This is a genomic window from Companilactobacillus zhongbaensis (genome assembly GCF_003946515.1).
GTDB lineage: Bacteria > Bacillota > Bacilli > Lactobacillales > Lactobacillaceae > Companilactobacillus > Companilactobacillus zhongbaensis.
The window spans coordinates 21,749-38,044 of record NZ_RHOM01000017.1; the positions used below are offsets into that span (position 1 = coordinate 21,749).

Annotated in this window: 15 protein-coding genes; all 15 read left to right on the forward strand. The window is 39.8% G+C overall.

Annotated elements, in window-relative coordinates; all coding sequences use genetic code 11:
* Positions 1–11 precede the first annotated feature (11 nt).
* The 15 genes from pyrF (at position 12) to dhaM (ending at position 16,273) form a co-directional block, all read left to right on the forward strand.
* Complete coding sequence (gene pyrF / locus EKM69_RS08090) at positions 12–701, forward strand: orotidine-5'-phosphate decarboxylase (RefSeq protein WP_125709972.1); 690 nt, start codon at positions 12–14, stop codon at positions 699–701.
* Complete coding sequence (gene pyrE, locus EKM69_RS08095) at positions 701–1,339, forward strand: orotate phosphoribosyltransferase (RefSeq protein WP_125709974.1); 639 nt, start codon at positions 701–703, stop codon at positions 1,337–1,339. Before pyrF ends, pyrE begins: the two co-directional genes overlap by 1 nt.
* Entirely contained in the window at positions 1,339–2,355 is a 1,017-nt protein-coding gene (locus tag EKM69_RS08100; protein ID WP_125709976.1) for a quinone-dependent dihydroorotate dehydrogenase, read from the forward strand. The genes pyrE and EKM69_RS08100 overlap by 1 nt, the downstream gene beginning before the upstream one ends.
* A 508-nt stretch (positions 2,356–2,863) precedes the next feature.
* Entirely contained in the window at positions 2,864–3,763 is a 900-nt protein-coding gene (locus tag EKM69_RS08105) for a DUF561 domain-containing protein (protein WP_125709978.1), read from the forward strand.
* A 4-nt stretch (positions 3,764–3,767) separates the two neighbouring features.
* Positions 3,768–4,265, forward strand: a complete 498-nt coding sequence (locus EKM69_RS08110; protein WP_125709980.1) for an acyl-CoA thioesterase — start codon at positions 3,768–3,770, stop codon at positions 4,263–4,265.
* Positions 4,266–4,441: 176 nt separating this feature from the next.
* Positions 4,442–5,950 carry a YfcC family protein gene (locus tag EKM69_RS08115; RefSeq protein ID WP_125709982.1) on the forward strand — a complete coding sequence of 503 codons (1,509 nt, stop codon included), beginning with the start codon at positions 4,442–4,444 and terminating at the stop codon, positions 5,948–5,950.
* Between the two features lie 578 nt (positions 5,951–6,528).
* The gene (locus EKM69_RS08120) at positions 6,529–7,872 is read left to right on the forward strand and encodes a M20 family metallopeptidase (RefSeq protein ID WP_125709984.1); all 1,344 of its coding nucleotides are present in this window, start codon (positions 6,529–6,531) and stop codon (positions 7,870–7,872) included.
* Positions 7,873–7,951: 79 nt separating this feature from the next.
* Complete coding sequence (gene xylB / locus EKM69_RS08125; protein ID WP_125709986.1) at positions 7,952–9,451, forward strand: xylulokinase; 1,500 nt, start codon at positions 7,952–7,954, stop codon at positions 9,449–9,451.
* 106 nt (positions 9,452–9,557) lie between these two features.
* Positions 9,558–10,850 carry an isochorismate synthase gene (locus EKM69_RS08130; protein ID WP_125709988.1) on the forward strand — a complete coding sequence of 431 codons (1,293 nt, stop codon included), beginning with the start codon at positions 9,558–9,560 and terminating at the stop codon, positions 10,848–10,850.
* Positions 10,850–12,544 carry a 2-succinyl-5-enolpyruvyl-6-hydroxy-3-cyclohexene-1-carboxylic-acid synthase gene (gene menD, locus EKM69_RS08135; RefSeq protein ID WP_125709990.1) on the forward strand — a complete coding sequence of 565 codons (1,695 nt, stop codon included), beginning with the start codon at positions 10,850–10,852 and terminating at the stop codon, positions 12,542–12,544. The genes EKM69_RS08130 and menD overlap by 1 nt, the downstream gene beginning before the upstream one ends.
* Entirely contained in the window at positions 12,525–13,337 is an 813-nt protein-coding gene (gene menH / locus EKM69_RS08140) for a 2-succinyl-6-hydroxy-2,4-cyclohexadiene-1-carboxylate synthase (protein ID WP_164505898.1), read from the forward strand. The genes menD and menH overlap by 20 nt, the downstream gene beginning before the upstream one ends.
* A gap of 68 nt (positions 13,338–13,405) precedes the next feature.
* Complete coding sequence (locus EKM69_RS08145) at positions 13,406–14,221, forward strand: Cof-type HAD-IIB family hydrolase (RefSeq protein ID WP_125709995.1); 816 nt, start codon at positions 13,406–13,408, stop codon at positions 14,219–14,221.
* A 96-nt stretch (positions 14,222–14,317) separates the two neighbouring features.
* Positions 14,318–15,310, forward strand: coding sequence for a dihydroxyacetone kinase subunit DhaK (gene dhaK / locus EKM69_RS08150; RefSeq protein ID WP_125709997.1), 993 nt, complete (start codon positions 14,318–14,320; stop codon positions 15,308–15,310).
* Positions 15,311–15,318: 8 nt separating this feature from the next.
* The gene (dhaL, locus tag EKM69_RS08155; RefSeq protein WP_125709999.1) at positions 15,319–15,903 is read left to right on the forward strand and encodes a dihydroxyacetone kinase subunit DhaL; all 585 of its coding nucleotides are present in this window, start codon (positions 15,319–15,321) and stop codon (positions 15,901–15,903) included.
* Between the two features lies 1 nt (position 15,904).
* A complete protein-coding gene (dhaM, locus tag EKM69_RS08160; protein ID WP_125710000.1) occupies positions 15,905–16,273 on the forward strand; it encodes a dihydroxyacetone kinase phosphoryl donor subunit DhaM in 369 nt (122 codons plus the stop codon).
* The last annotated feature ends 23 nt before the right edge of the window (positions 16,274–16,296 follow it).

The window sequence follows — 16,296 nt, forward strand, 5'->3', positions numbered from 1 at the left end:
CGGGGGAACATATGAATAAACCAGTAATAGTAGCGTTAGATTTTGCAGATGATTTTGAATGTATTCAATTTTTAAGTCAGTTTCCAAAGGATACCGACTTATTTTTGAAGATCGGCTTAGAAATGTTTTGTCAGTTTGGATATCCATTTGTCCGAAGTTTGAGAAATCGTGGCTATAAGATTTTCTTGGACTTAAAACTACATGATATTCCTAATACCGTTCGCAGAACTTGCGAAATGATCGCTAAATGGGATGTTCAAATGTTGACCGTGCATGCTAGTGGTGGTTCAGAAATGATTGCTGCTGCTAAACAAGGCTTAGCTTCAAGTAACACTAAATTACTAGCAGTAACTCAACTGACTTCATTAGGTCAAACAGAATTAAAGGATGAGTTGCAAATTCCTTTAAAATCACAAGATTATGTTACGCATTTAGCTAAGTTAGCTTTTGATAACGGAGCTGACGGTGTAATTTCTTCAGCTTTGGAAGTTCCGATGATCAAGGAAATCACATCACCAGAATTTCTCTGTGTGACACCAGGTATTCGTCCTAAATCAGCTCAGATCGGTGATCAAAAACGTGTGGCAACACCTAGTCAAGCGCGTGAATTAGGTAGTGACGCCATTGTCGTCGGTCGTCCGATCACTCAAGCCTCAGACGGATTTTTTGCATATAAAGATATATATCAGGAGTGGAAATAATGGAAAATACACAAGTTGCTGAAAACATTGCTAGTCATTTATTAAAAATCAAAGCGGTTAAACTTAGCCCCAAAGAACCTTTTACTTGGATCAGTGGTATCAAATCACCAATTTATACTGATAATCGCATGACGATCGCTTATCCAGATTTTCGCCAACAAATTGCCACAGACTTGGCAGATTTGATCAAAGAAAATTATCCGGAAGCTAATGTGATCAGTGGCGTTGCCACAGCAGGTATCCCTCACGCTGCAGGTGTCGCTAACATTTTGAACCTACCGATGAACTATGTTCGTTCAAAGCCAAAAGGGCATGGAACTAAGCGTCAAATTGAAGGCCGCTTGCAACCAGGTGACAAAGTTGTTGTTATCGATGATTTGATCTCAACTGGTGGTAGTGTGCTGGAAGCAGTAGATGTCGTAAGAAAAGCCGATGCCGAAGTTGTTGGAACAGCAGCTATTTTTACTTACAATTTGCCAGAAGCTGATGAAAATGTGGCTAAACACCAAACAACTTTGAAGACCTTGACTAATTATCCGGTCATGATCGAACAAGCTCAGAAACTGGGCTACGTTGAAGCAGAAGATATGGAATTACTCCATCAATGGTATAAGGATCCAGAAAGCTGGTGCAAATAGTGGACTGGTATCAACTAGCTCGTCCCATGATCTTTGCCATTGATCCTGAAATTGACCATCACATTGTGGCAAACGGCTTAAAGATCTTCAATCAAACACCGAAGATTTTGCAAAAAATGTTTTATGCCAAAAAACGCAACAACTTGAAGACGACCGTCAAAGGAATCACTTTCGACTCTCCAATTGGCATCGCGGCCGGTTTCGATAAAAATGCTGAATTTTACAACAGTTTAGGTGGACTAGGTGCCGGATTCGTTGAAGTGGGTAGCATTACCAAGGAACCTCAAGCAGGGAATCCCAAGAAAAGAGTTTTTCGGTTACTAGAAGATCAAGCAATCATTAACCGAATGGGTTTGAACAATGTCGGCTTAAAAAAAGCTGTTCAAAATCTACAAGGTAAGCATCAAACTAAAATTGGCTTGAGTTTAGCTCCTAGCCACGGATTAAATACGCAAGAAATGATCGATGAATTAGTCGAAGACGTCAAGTTTGCTCACGACAGTGCTGATTATTTAGCTTTAAACTTGAGTTGCCCTAATCAAGCCGGTGTCGTTTCCCTCCAAAAAACATCCGTCTTACTAGAACTATTGGCTAAAATTGACGAACTTCAAATTGACGAGCCGATTTTTTGTAAATTCAGTTCGGATTTAGCCGCTGAAGATTTAGATCAAATTTTAACAGAAACAGCATCCTTGATGGATGGTGTGATCTTGTGCAATACCTCCACTAGTCGTGAAGGCTTAAAGTCTACTAACCAGCAAGAAAAAGGTGGCTTAAGTGGTAAACCACTATTCAATAAATCATTAGCGTTGACTAAAATGGTTTATTCAAAATATGGCGAGTCGTTGCCAATTATTTTTTCTGGTGGAGTATTCGATCATCAAGACGCGCAAACAGCGCTGGATGCCGGAGCCAGTTTAGTCCAAGTTTACACTGGATTTATATACAACGGACCAAGCCAGATCGAACACATCAACCGTCATTTGTCGGAGAACCAAGTAATTTCTCAATTATAATCGATCAAAAACTTCCTTCGTGGGAAGTTTTTTTCGTTTGCATATTTTTTTGAATTATAAAAAATATGATATATTAGCAGAGAGCACAGCGAGGTGGTCAGCTGCTGAGGATTTAGGGACTGTCAGCACCCAAGGTGCGGCGAAGCCGTGCCTGCTGACAGTTTCTAAACCGGAGGCCGCTACCTCGCGGAGCTCGTTTCAGCATCCTTGAGGATAAAGTTAAACATCACTATCCAAATTGCAGCAAGTTTAGCGAATCAAAATGGATAGCACTACAACATACATACAAAACAGTATTGTGACTACCCATGTTAATCAGAGGCAGCTCTGTGCAGGAGCTAGATTTCGAATCCTTGAGGATAAATCCAAACAGCACAATCAAATCTGTGGCCAGTTTAACCAATAAAAATAGCAATCTCCATTTCAACAAACAAATCACTACCGCAACTAAATGCGATACCAGACACCACAATCATCACTTTTATTACAAAAAAAAGAGGATTAAATCATGAACATAACAAATCTACTAAGCATCAAGTACCCACTAATACAAGGTTCAATGGCAAGGATTTCCCGTCACGAACTAGTATCAGCAGTTTCCAACGCAGGAGGATTAGGAGTCCTAACTTCAGTCGGAATGGACGCTGGAGAACTGAGTCGTCAGATCGATTTAGTCAGATCAGAAACAGACAAACCTTTTGCAGTGAATTTAATGCTACAGCAACAAAATATTCCAGAACTAGTCGATGTCATCGCAGATAAATACGTAGCAGCCGTAACTACTGGTGCCGGAACACCCAAGCCATATTTTGAACAATTACACGCTGCTCAAGTTAAAGTTATTCCAGTCATCCCAAATGTATCGATTGCGAAGAAGATGGAGCAATTAGGCGTTGATGCCGTTGTTGCCGAAGGCATGGAGTCTGGTGGACACATCGGTCAAACGACGACAATGAGTTTAGTTCCTCAAGTAGTGGATGCCGTCAACATTCCAGTGATCGCCGCTGGAGGAATTGCAGACAAGCGTTCAGTTGCGGCTGCTTTAGTTCTCGGGGCCAGTGGCGTACAAATGGGGACTGCCTTTTTAGCCGCCAAAGAAACGCCAATATCTGCTGAATACAAAAATATGGTCTTGAGTGCTAGTGACACTGATACAGTCATCACTGGCATGTCATTGAAAGATCCGGTCAGAAGTTTGAAGAATCCGTTGGTCACCAAGATACTGGAGATGGAAGCAAACGGATCTGATCGAGATGAAATTAGGACCTTGTTAGACGGTTCATTACAAAAAGCCGTTTATGATGGTGACGTCGATCGTGGTTCTTTCATGGCTGGTCAAATCGCTGGTCAAATTAAAGCAATCAAACCAGTGGCAAATATTATAGAAGAAATTTTTCAAAAGGGGTAAATTCATGAAACAGATAGACTGTGAACAAACGGCTGCTATCAGCGAAAGATTGGTCTTCGATGGAGATCTCAATGATAAAGGAATTTTATTCGGCGGCAAGATTTTAAGCTTGTTGGATGAAAATGCTGGATTAGCAGCTTTTAAATACGTCAATGTTAAGTTCGCAACAGCAAACTATGATCATATGAATTTTTGGAATCCAATCACAACTAAAGATGCTATCAAGATAAAATCTATCGTGACTGGGGCATCGAGTCGCTCAATCGAAGTGTTTACTAAGATTTTAAAAACTGATTTAAAGACTAAAGAAACTAAACTAGCTTTTACAAGTTTTTGTACGTTGGTAACTTTGAAACAATTTGGACAAGTCGAATTCCCACAACTAACTGCAAATAATGACGAGGATGTTTTTTTGCTAGCTGGCTATCAGGATCGTTTGTTACAGCGACAAGATGAGTTAACGGAAACTAAGGATTTTATTAGCCATTTATCAAATGATTAATAAATGGTTTTTTCTTCGAGATTCATTGAAACTACGGTAATCGTTCTGCTAAGATGTAATAACCATTAGCATCCTGTTAAGGATACTTACTTTTATTAGAAATAATCTAATATTATTGTTGTATTTTAGGGTGATAACTCGTATTATGGAAACATTGTAGAACAGGGGATTTGCTTATGCTTAATTTAAACAATAGGTTGCGGATGCCTTCAGCATTCACGATTTTATTCATATTGATCATCCTAGTTGCAATTTTGACTTGGACAATTCCTGCAGGTCAGTATGAAACAACTAAGGCAGGAAACGTAATTGCTGGTACTTATCAAAGTCGAGCTAGTTCACCACAAGGGTTGTGGAATATCTTTGAGGCTCCGATCAACGGTATGATCGGTACTAAATCGACTGATGGTGCCATCTCAGTCTCATTATTCATCATGGTCATCGGTGGCTTTTTAGGAGTTACTACTAAGACTAAGATGCTTGATAACGGAATCGGATCAGTCGTTAAAAAATATGCTGGTCGTGAAAAAATATTAATTCCATTTTTAATGACATTATTCGCAATTGGTGGAACTACTTTCGGTATGGGTGAAGAAACAATTGCCTTTGTACCGATCTTAGTTCCGATCATGATCAGGGTAGGGTATGACAGTATCACCGCCATATCGATCTCCTTGATCGGTTCACAAGTCGGTTGTATTGCGTCAACGGTTAACCCCTTCGCTACAGGGGTAGCTTCGGAAACGATTGGGATTTCTCCTGGTGACGGGATCATCCCACGTTTAGTTTTTTTCGTTATGATCTTAATTATTTCCATTATTTACGTGATGCATTATGCAGTTAAGGTTAAAAAAGATCCCAAAACTTCGTATGTTTTCGAGCGTCGTCAACGTGACCTCGAAGAGTTTATGAGTGGCGAGCAAGAAATCGTCGAGGGACTTTCGAAAAAGCAAAAAAGAGTTTTTGTGGCATTCATTTTGATTTTTGTTGTGATGATCTTCAGTTTGATCCCTTGGACGAGCTTAAACAAAAACTTTACTTTCTTCGTAGACTTTACTCATTGGTTGACCCACATCCCATTTGTTGGATCATTTGTGGGTACTAGCTTGTTGCCATTAGGAAACTGGTATTTTACAGAAATTACGACGTTGTTCTTGATCGGTTCGATCTTGATCAAGTTCATTTACAAAATGAGTGAAACAGACTTTATCAATAGTTTTATGGGTGGTATGAGTGATCTACTTAATGTGGCGATCATCGTGGCCGTTGCCCGTGGTATTCAAGTAGTTATGAATGATGGTAATATTACTGCTACCGTTCTTCACGCTGGTGAAGTTGGTTTACACGGACTATCATCTGCAGTCTTTATTGTTTTGACATATATTTTCTATATCCCAATGTCATTTTTGATTCCTTCAAGTTCTGGTTTAGCAGCTGCGACAATGGGTATTATGGGACCTCTTGGACATTTTTCTGGTGTAAGTGGGTCTTTGATTGTTACTGCTTATCAATCGGCTTCAGGGTTCGTTAATTTGGTTACACCTACTTCTGCTATTGTTATGGGTTCTTTAGCGGTGGGACATGTTTCTATCGTTACTTGGTTTAAGTATATGTGGAAGCTGTTAGCGATTGTGTTTGTGTTTACGATTTTGTTTTTGATTGTTTGTTCTTATTTGAAGCTTTAATTGTTTTAGCCTGCAGGGATGCGGGCTTTTTTTGTGTTTGGTTTTTGTTTTTGTTTGTTTTGATTTGTTTGGTGGTGGTTCACTGCCGGTTCTGCGGAGGGTTCCGAGAATTGCGCTGTGGCTTCCTTAGTCGTTCGGTGGCGTAGCCACCACCAAAAACCAGTTGCGCAAGTGCGTTAGCACTTACGTTCCTTTATTTCACACCTGACAGCGAATTCTCTCCACCCTCCGCAGAACCTAGGGTAGTGCAAACTAAATTTTTTTGTGGGGTACGGTGTCTATCTTTTTTGTACAAATTTGTTTGGGGTGAGTTAGTCGTATCTATGTTTTTTCACTCTTACGATTTTGTTTTGTTTTTTCTATCTCATTTATTTTTTCTTTTCGATATCATCGGTTGCTATTCAATCTTCTTTCTTTTTGGCTCTTTCACTTCGCTCCTTCGTCGCTCGTGAAAATTGCAATGATATTCTATGTTTTGTTTTTTTCCCTTTCTTCATTTCCTTTGCTCCATTTACTTTGATTAACCTTCTATTTTTCATTAAAATATTACTTATCTATACAGTTGGGTGGTTGTGTTTATGATTGATTTTATTTCTGATTCTGTTTTTGCTTCAGCGGTTGCTTCTTTGAAGCGATTGATTGCTGTCCCTTCTTTTAATTCTGAGGATTCTGCTGTTGATGGTGCTCCTTTTGGAGTTGGTCCTCGGGCTGCTTTGGATGAGGTTTTGGCTATTGCTGATGATTTGGGCTTTGATTGTTTTTGTGATCCTGATGGTTATTATGGTTATGCCGATGTTGGTTCTGGGGATTCTTGTTTTGGGATTGTTTGCCACGTTGATACTGTTCCCGCTGGTGATGTTTCTGCATGGGATTTTCCTCCTTTTGAATTGAATTGTGCGGATGGAGTTTTGTATGGTCGTGGGGTGCAGGATGATAAGGGGCCGACTGTGGCTGCTTTGTTTGCTGTTAAGGCTATTTTGGATGCTGGTTTTTGTTTTGATCGGAAGATCCGGTTTATTTTTGGTACTGATGAGGAGATTTTGTGGCGTTGTTTGGCTGAGTACAATAAGAAGGAGGATCCAATTGATTTGGGGATCGCGCCTGATGCTGAATTTCCTTTGATTTATGCTGAGAAGGGGTTGCAACAGTCTTATTTGGTTGGAGCCGGTTCTGATGAATTGATGGTTGATGTTGTCGATTCGTTCAATGCTGTTCCTAGTGCTGCTTTTTATGGTGGTGCACGGCTCGATGATGTTAAAAAAGCTTTGCTGGCTCGTGATTTTGCTTTTTCTGAATCTGACGACGGTATTACTGTTTTAGGCAAGTCAGTCCATGCAATGAATGCTCCTGAAGGGATTAATGCGGTCAGTCGTTTAGCAATCGCTTTGGCTGACGTTTTTCCAAATGTCGGGGTTTTACAATTCTTTAAACAATTTGATCAAGAGGCTCATGGGGCTAATCTTTTAGGAAATGTTTTTGATGAAGCTTCAGGTCAGTTGACGTTTAATATTTCTAGTTTGCAGATCAATGCGGATGAATCTCGGGTCCAGATCGATCTGCGGATCCCGGTGACGGTTGATCATGATCAGCTGATCCAACAACTTTCTCAAGCCGTGGAAAAATTTGATTTGAAGTATGTTGATTTTGATTATTTAAAACCTTTATACGTGCCCACCGACAGTGATCTAGTGAAAACGTTGATGGCTAGTTATCAAGATGTTTCAGGCGACCGCGAGTCGAAACCGCAGATTTCTGGTGGGGCTACTTTTGCTCGCACGATGCCGAATACCGTAGCATTTGGTGCGATGCTGCCAACGACACCGGATTTTATGCACCAGGCAAATGAGCGTTGGAGTAAGGCTGATATGAGGCTTTCTATGAAAATTTTTGCTGAAGCGATATATCGCCTTTGTGTTAAATAGGTATCTGTTATACACTTAACGTTATAAAGATATGAAACTAGGTCTAAACCTAGTTTTTTTTGAGGAGTTAATTAAATAAATGAGTTATGTAATGGGCGTCGATCTTGGAACTAGTTCTGTTAAAGTTTCTGTTGTAGACAAAGCTGGACAGATAGTATCACAAGAAAGCGCAAGTCTTTCATTGATCCAAGAACAACCGGGTTATAGTGAACAAAACCCTGAAGACTGGGTGACAGCTACTACGGTAGCTATCGTCAATCTAGCATTAAAGGACCATGTTGATCTTAATCAAGTAGAGGGGATCAGCTATTCAGGTCAAATGCACGGTCTCGTACTATTAGGGTCTGAAAATCAAGTGCTTCGCCCAGCAATTTTATGGGACGATACACGGACGACCAAACAATGCCAAGAGATCATGGATATTTTTGGTGATGAGTTCATTAAGATCACCAAGAACCGACCTCTAGAAGGATTTACTTTACCTAAGATCTTGTGGGTCAAAGAAAATGAGCCAGAGATTTTTAAACAAGCGAAGACCTTCTTATTACCAAAGGATTATTTACGTTATCGGATGACCGGTGTGATCAACATGGAATACTCTGACGCAGCTGGTACCGTTTTATTAGACGTTGTTAACAAGAAATGGAGTCAAGAGATCTGTGACAAACTTGGTTTAGATATCGATTTCTGTCCACCATTGGTCAACTCGATCGATGAAGTTGGGACGATTAGTAGTCGCTACGCTGAATATTCAGGGATGTCCGAAAATACTAAAGTCTTTGCTGGTGCTGCTGACAATGCTGCTGGTGCAATTGGTGCTGGAATTTTGGATGAAGATCAAGTGATGATCAGTACCGGAACTTCTGGTGTCGTTTTGAAGTTTGAAAATGATACTAAGGGCTATGAAGGCAGATTACACTTTTTCAATCATGCAATCCCTGATAAGTATTATTCGATGGGTGTAACTTTGGCTGCTGGACACAGTTTGAAGTGGCTTTATTATACTTTTGGAGAAGATGAACCACTACAAGATTTTGTTAAACGCGCAAATGACGCACCAGTCGGTGCTCACGGATTGATCTTTACACCATATATTGTGGGTGAAAGAACGCCTTATGCCGATAGCAAGATCCGTGGTAGTTTTATCGGTGTCTCGAGTTTGAACACTAAGGCTGACTTTGTACGGGCAGTATTAGAGGGAGTAATTTTCTCATATGCCGACATTTTGAAGATCTATCACGAATATGGACAACATTTCGACACTATTTATTCGATCGGTGGTGGCGCAAAGAGTCCTGAATGGCTACAGATCCAAGCTAATATTTTTAATACCAAAGTTTCAACTATCAAGAATGACCAAGAAACTGGTATCGGTGCTGCTATGATCGCCGCTATCGGTGTTAAATGGTTCGACGATTTCAAGAGCTGTGCCGATCAATTTATCCAAAAGGGTAAGAGCTACTGGCCAGAACCTGAAAAAGTCGAGCAATATCAAAAATTGTATAATATTTATGCTAAAGTTTATGGCCAAACTAAAGAAATAAACCATGAATTGATCGATTTTAGAAATGATAATTAAAGCTGGAATCAGAGCTTAGTTATACTCAAAGACCGACAAACTCACGCAGTGAATTTGCCGGTTTTTAGTTGACCAAATTAGTTTGTAATCAAATGGAGTGGGATCAATGTTAAATGTGCGTCAAATTAAGACAACTTTCAACGATGAACGAATCGAATCCTTATTGAAGGTCGCATTAAAACAAGAGATATTCAGCTTTTTTGAATCGGCAGATGGTTCGACGCAGTGGGTCGGCATCGGGAGCACCGATAAAATTACGCCTTCTGCGGGAGCAGATCGATTCAATCAGGTGGAAACTTGGTTCAACCAGATCAAGAAGAAATTACCGCAAAAAACTGACATGGATTCAGTGGCGATACTCGGTGGTTTTTCCTTCGACGAGGTAACCAAAGATCGCCTATTTGCCGATTGGACCAATGGCATTTTCATCTTGCCACGACTGATTTTTAAGATCGAGGGTAATCAAGTTTCGATCACTGAGATCAAGAAACATAGTTTCACAGATGTTTCACTATCGGAAACTATCGAGCAATTGATCAGTTTGTCAGTTGAGCACACTGGTTTGACTAAAGTATCGTTGACCGATCTAGATCCAGATTGGGCCAAACAAGTCGATCGATTAGCCAAGAAGATCCGTGATTCTCAGACACTGCAAAAAGTAGTTTTGGGCAGATTCAAAAAAGGCTTGATTACAGGAACCATTGATCCAGTATTAGCTTTAAAAGCCTTACGCTCACTGAATAAAACGACGTATCACTTCTTTATTAAATTTCGTGAGCAAATGTTTATCAGTTCCACTCCAGAAAGACTTTTTAAATTGACTGGTAAACAACTTTCGACTGCAGCTGTTGCCGGAACGATCAGGCGGGGCAGTGATAATAATGAAGATAACCAACTAGCCTTAGAGCTGTTTAAAGATTCCAAGAATCGCCAAGAACATGAGATCGTGGTCAAACAAATTACCGATAAGATCACACCGTTAGCTGAAGACATTCATCAAGATGACATGCCAATGATTTTAAAAAATCAAACGGTTCAACATTTATACACGCCGATCACGGCAACGTTAAAAAATACTGTTGACGTCTTTTCTCTGATCGAACAGATGCATCCAACGCCAGCGTTAGGTGGCTTACCCAAAGAAGCAGCAATGTCGATTATTCAAGAAGAAGAGTCGCAATCCCGTGGACTCTTCGGTGCACCGATCGGCTATATTAGTTTTGATGGTGATAGTGAAATGATCGTGGGTATCCGTTCGCTTTATTTAAATCAAGCGACAGTCTTGATGTTTGCTGGTGCCGGCATTATGCCAGATTCGATCGGCAAGTCCGAGCAGGAGGAGACGGAATTGAAGTTTCAGCCGATGATACAATTATTGAAATATTTGGAGGATAAGTAATGTCAGATGTGATGACTAAAAACATCAAATTGTTTTTGTTGGGATTAATACAACAAGGAGTGCAAAATTTCGTGATCTCACCAGGATCCCGTTCCACTCCAGTCGTTTTATTATTAGCTGAAATTGCTCAAAATAGATCTGATATTAACTTATACATCGATGTCGATGAACGCAGCGCTAGCTTTTTTGGCGTTGGATTGGCGAAAGACTTACATCAGCCGATAGCCTTGATCTGTACATCAGGAACGGCAGCGACAGAATATAGTTCGGCCGTTGCGGAAGCGAAATTGTCTAACTTGCCATTGATCGTTATTACAACCGATCGGCCAATGGAATTAACTAATATTGGTGCTCCACAAGCCATCGATCAAGTGAACTTATATGGTGCTAATCCCAAATATTTCACCCAATTACAAGTTCAAGATGAAGCTAGCTCGGTTCCAGAATTCATTAGTTATGAAACTCAACGAGCTGTGATTTTGGCCAACAAAACGCCAATGGCACCAGTCCAAATAAATATTCCTCTAAGAAAACCGTTGATGCCGGATTTTGCGACTGCTGATCCCGATTTTCAAGCTATTGAAGAACTATTGAGTAAAGAAATGATCGACTTTTCATGGCTTGATAAATTCAAAAATAAAAAAGTATTGATCATTGCTGGACCGACTAATACGACCATTGGTCAACAATTGATAAATTTAAGTACTGACAAAAAGTGGCCCTTAGTCAGTGATGTTTTGTCAAACACTCGAGGATCGATAGGGCTAGATAATTTTGACCTGGCTACGAAATTGCTTGATGAAGATTCTTTAACTGACTATCGACCCGAGCTGATTTTTAAATTTGGTGGGACTTTGGTATCAGCAAATATTTCGAATTGGCTCAAGAATGTATCCTCACAAACGACTATAGTAAACTGCGGTGCAAATGATCTAGCAGATCACACTCTGAGTTCCAATAAGGTCTTGCTTCAAGAGCCGACAGATATTGTTTCTGGGTTATTCAAATCAAAAGTGACTGGTTCAACTATCTATTTTGAAAAAATGCAACGCTTAGACCAAGCTGTTGAACAAATTAAAGATAACTATTTTGCTAATGATTTCTCCGAAATGGCGTTACCTAGGATCATTGGTGTACAAAGTAGTCCCTCGGCCAACTTCTTTTTAAGTAATAGTATGCCGGTGCGCGATTTTGAGAACTTTTTCGTTGCCAAGTCAGGCCAAACTATTTATTGTAACAGAGGTGCAAATGGCATTGATGGCGTGGTTTCGAGTGCTTTAGGAACAGCCAAAGGACATCAAGAAAACTATTTGTTAATAGGGGATTTAGCCTTGTTCCACGACATGAATGGTCTAATGATGGCCAAAAGATATCGGATCCCAATGACGATAGTAGTCGTTAACAATAACGGCGGTGGGATATTCTCATTTTTACCACAAGCTGCTGCTAAAGATTACTTTGAAATGTTATTTGGAACACCCCAAGATTTGGATATTGAAAAAGTGGCATCGCTATATGATTTTGAATATTTCGATGGCTCAAACAAAGTAGACTTTGAAACAGCGTTGAAAAATGATTCCGGTCAGAAGATTATTGAGGTTAAGAGTGATCGGCAAAGGAATCTTGATGATCATAAGCGCTTTGAAAAAACACTTCAAAAGGAATTGACGGATTTTGTCAGAAATAATCGTTAATCAAAATAAATATCATTACATTGCTTCGATCAAAGATCATGATCAGCCAGTCTACGTTTTTTTACACGGCTTTTTGGGTAGTAAAAATGATTTTCAAAAATTATTGAACGATTTCCCCAAACAATATTTAGCACTAGATTTATTAGGCTTTGGCGAGAATCGTTTTGAAGAAGTTCCTGCTGAAAAATTCGTCCAGTCTAGTCAAATTGGAGATCTAGAGCAAATTTTTCAACGATTAAATTTAACTAAAATCATTTTGGTAGGCTACTCCATGGGTGGTCGAATCGCAATTGCTTATGCCTTGAAATATCCAAAACGGCTAGTTAAATTAGTTTTAGAAAGCACTACTGCTGGAATAGACGATGCAGAAAAAAGATTAGCACGACAGTCTCATGACCAATTGCTGGCTGAGAAATTGCGTCGATCAGGTATGGAAGAATTCGTTGCCAACTGGGAAAAAATGCCACTGTTTGCTTCACAAAAAGCAGTAACTCCCGAAAAATTTACGTTCATGCATCAACAAAGGCTCGAGCAGAATCCACAAAATGCCGCTAACTCACTATTAATGATGGGGACCGGAAAACAACCCAATTATTGGGATGATATCAAATGTCTGGCAGACTTGTCTGTTTCGATCGTCGTTGGTTCCGAAGACGGTAAGTTTGTTAAGATCGGTCAGAAGATGCAGCAAAGGATCAGTGATAGTATTTTGAAAATTGTTCCTAACGTTGGACACAATATTCATTTTGAAGAGCCAAAGATTTTTAAAAATATTTTGCTAAATATTGAGTAATTTGTATTAAAATATAAATTAAATAGTATAATTTGCCGCTTGCGGACATGAAGAATAGAGGAACTAAAATGATCAGCTTTATTGGAACTGATTTAGATGGCACTTTATTGAATAGTCACCAAGAAATTTCCGTAGAAAATATTCGTGCAATTCGCATGGCTGTATCAGAAGGGATCAACTTTGGGATTTGTTCGGGGAGATCATTACGATCAGTCATGAATTATTTAGACAATATTTTGCAAGTACCAGGCTTTAAGATGATCCTAAACGGAGCCGTAGTTTTGGATCAAAATAATCAAAAAATAAGTGACCGCCCCTTAGCAAAAGTGACGATCGATCAAATGCTCCAACAAGTTGAAAATAGTGATTTTAAAGTAGTCTTAGACAGCTTGAATGAGACTTATGTATATGACCAACAACAATCTGGTTCAACTTACTACGCGGGATTTGACCCGGAAAACATCGTCGTGACTTCACTTTCGGAATTGCGTAAGATCAATGATGACCCTCAAAATATTTTTTATAAAGTAAGTTTTAGTTCAGAAGATAATGCGAAGTTGATGAAAAAAATCGAAACTTTCACTTCTCTGCCGGTTGTCATCAGTCGATCGGGTGAGAATTATTATGAAGTGAATGCTTTAGATTGTACTAAATTGTCAGCTTTACAACGAATTTCTGCCGTAACGAAGCTGTCGTTGACCAATTTCATGTGTTTTGGTGATTATGGTAATGACCTAGAAATGATCGATCGAGTCGGTTATGGTGTAGCCATGGACAACGCCCGCGAAGAAGTTAAAAATGTGGCAGATTACATTACTAAAACTAATAATCAAAATGGAGTAGCCCTAATGATCAATAAGGTGCTCAGTGGAGAAATTAATTAAAACTCAGGAAAACTCCTGAGTTTTTTTATTACCGTTAAAAAAATTAAAGCGTTTACGTTATAATGAAATTGTTTATTCGTATTTGAGGAGGATTGCATGAAAAAAATTATCAATGATGTAGACAATATTGTTCCAGAAATGATATCTGGTTTAGTAAGAACTAATGCCAATTTAGTAAGGCAAATTCCTAATACTACCGCAGTCGTCAGAAATGACGCTAAATTTAGTGAAGAAAAACAAGTCGGGATCGTTTCTGGCGGTGGTAGTGGTCACGAACCATTGCACGCTGGATTTGTTGGGGACGGCATGCTCAGTGCTGCTGTAGCGGGACAAATCTTTACTTCACCAACGCCGGACCAAATTTATGAGGCAATCAAGGCCGTTGACAGTGGGAAAGGTGTCTTATTGATCGTTAAAAATTATTCAGGGGATGTCATGAATTTCGACATGGCTAAAGAAATGGCCGAAGCAGACGATATCAATGTTAAATCGATAATTGTCGATGATGATATTTCTGTCGAAAATAGTGAATTTACCCAAGGCAAACGAGGAGTGGCCGGAACAGTCTTCATCGAAAAGATCCTTGGAGCAGCTGCACGAGAGGGTAAGAGCCTAGACGAATTAGTTGAATTAGGAAAGGCAGCCATTGCTAATACTAAAACGATCGGGATCTCACTAAGAGCAGCCACGGTACCAGCTGTCGGACATCCAGGATTCGAACTCAAAGATGATGAAATTGAATTTGGTATCGGTATCCACAACGAACGGGGCTATTCGATCGAAAAAATCGCTCCATCAAAAGATTTAGCACAGGAATTATCCGACAAGATCTTAGCTGATTTTTCTGATCAAGACGGTAAATTTGCTGTTTTAGTAAATGGTATGGGCAGTACACCATTGATGGAACAATACATTTTTGCCAATGATGTCTTGAATCATCTCCAAGAAAAGAATATTGAAGTTGACTTCAGTAAAGTTGGTAACTTAGTAACTTCCTTGGATATGCTCGGAGTATCGTTAACATTGATGAAAGTAGATGACGAATGGATCAAATGGCTCAACGAACCAGTTGAAACTATCGGATGGTAGGTGAAAAAATGACAATCAACTTAGAACAAGCAACTAAATGGATCGATTTGTTCGTCGATAAATTAGAAGAAAATCGTTCTACATTAAATGAATTGGATACGGCGATCGGTGATGGCGACCACGGGACCAACATGGATCGCGGAGCCAAAGCTATTAAAGAAGCACTAGCCAAAAAAGCTCCAGCAGATGTTTCAGAACTTTTTAAAACAGTAGCATTTGCCATCATCCAAAAAGTCGGTGGAGCATCAGGACCACTTTATGGAACAGCTTTTTTGGACATGTCAAAAGCAGCCAAAGAAGAAACTGACCTCGCGAAATTGATCAGTATCGGAAACGACGGCATCAAACGCCGTGGTCAATCAGACGTTAATATGAAAACTATGATCGATGTTTGGCAACCAGCTAGTGAAGCTTTGGCTAGCGGTGATCTGACCGCTGAAAAAGTAACAGAATTTTTAAACAACACGAAAGACATGGTCGCAACCAAAGGACGTGCCAGTTATTTAGAGGAAAAGTCAAAAGGTCACCTAGATCCAGGCTCACAATCAAGTGCCTACTTATTCGAATCATTATTAACGGCAATGGAGGGTTAACATGAAATACGGAATCGTGATCTTATCACACTCGCCTAAAATTGCTGAAGGAGTCAAAGACTTAATCAGCCAAGCTGCTCCCAGCATTTCCATAACATACGCCGGTGGAACAGATGAAAATGAAATAGGATCATCCTTAGAAAAAATCCAAACGGCGTGTGAACAAAATAAAGGCGAAGAAATTCTCGCCTTCTACGACCTAGGAAGTTCCAAAATGAACCTCGAAATGTACATGGAAATGACTGACTTAACTGTCCATAAGTACGATGTGGCTTTAGTTGAAGGAGCCTACACAGCGGCAACCTTAGCCGAAATAGAAGCACCACTAGAAAACATTGAAACCAGCTTAAAGAAGCTCTTGATCAAGTAAACAAATTAGATCACAACTGGGTT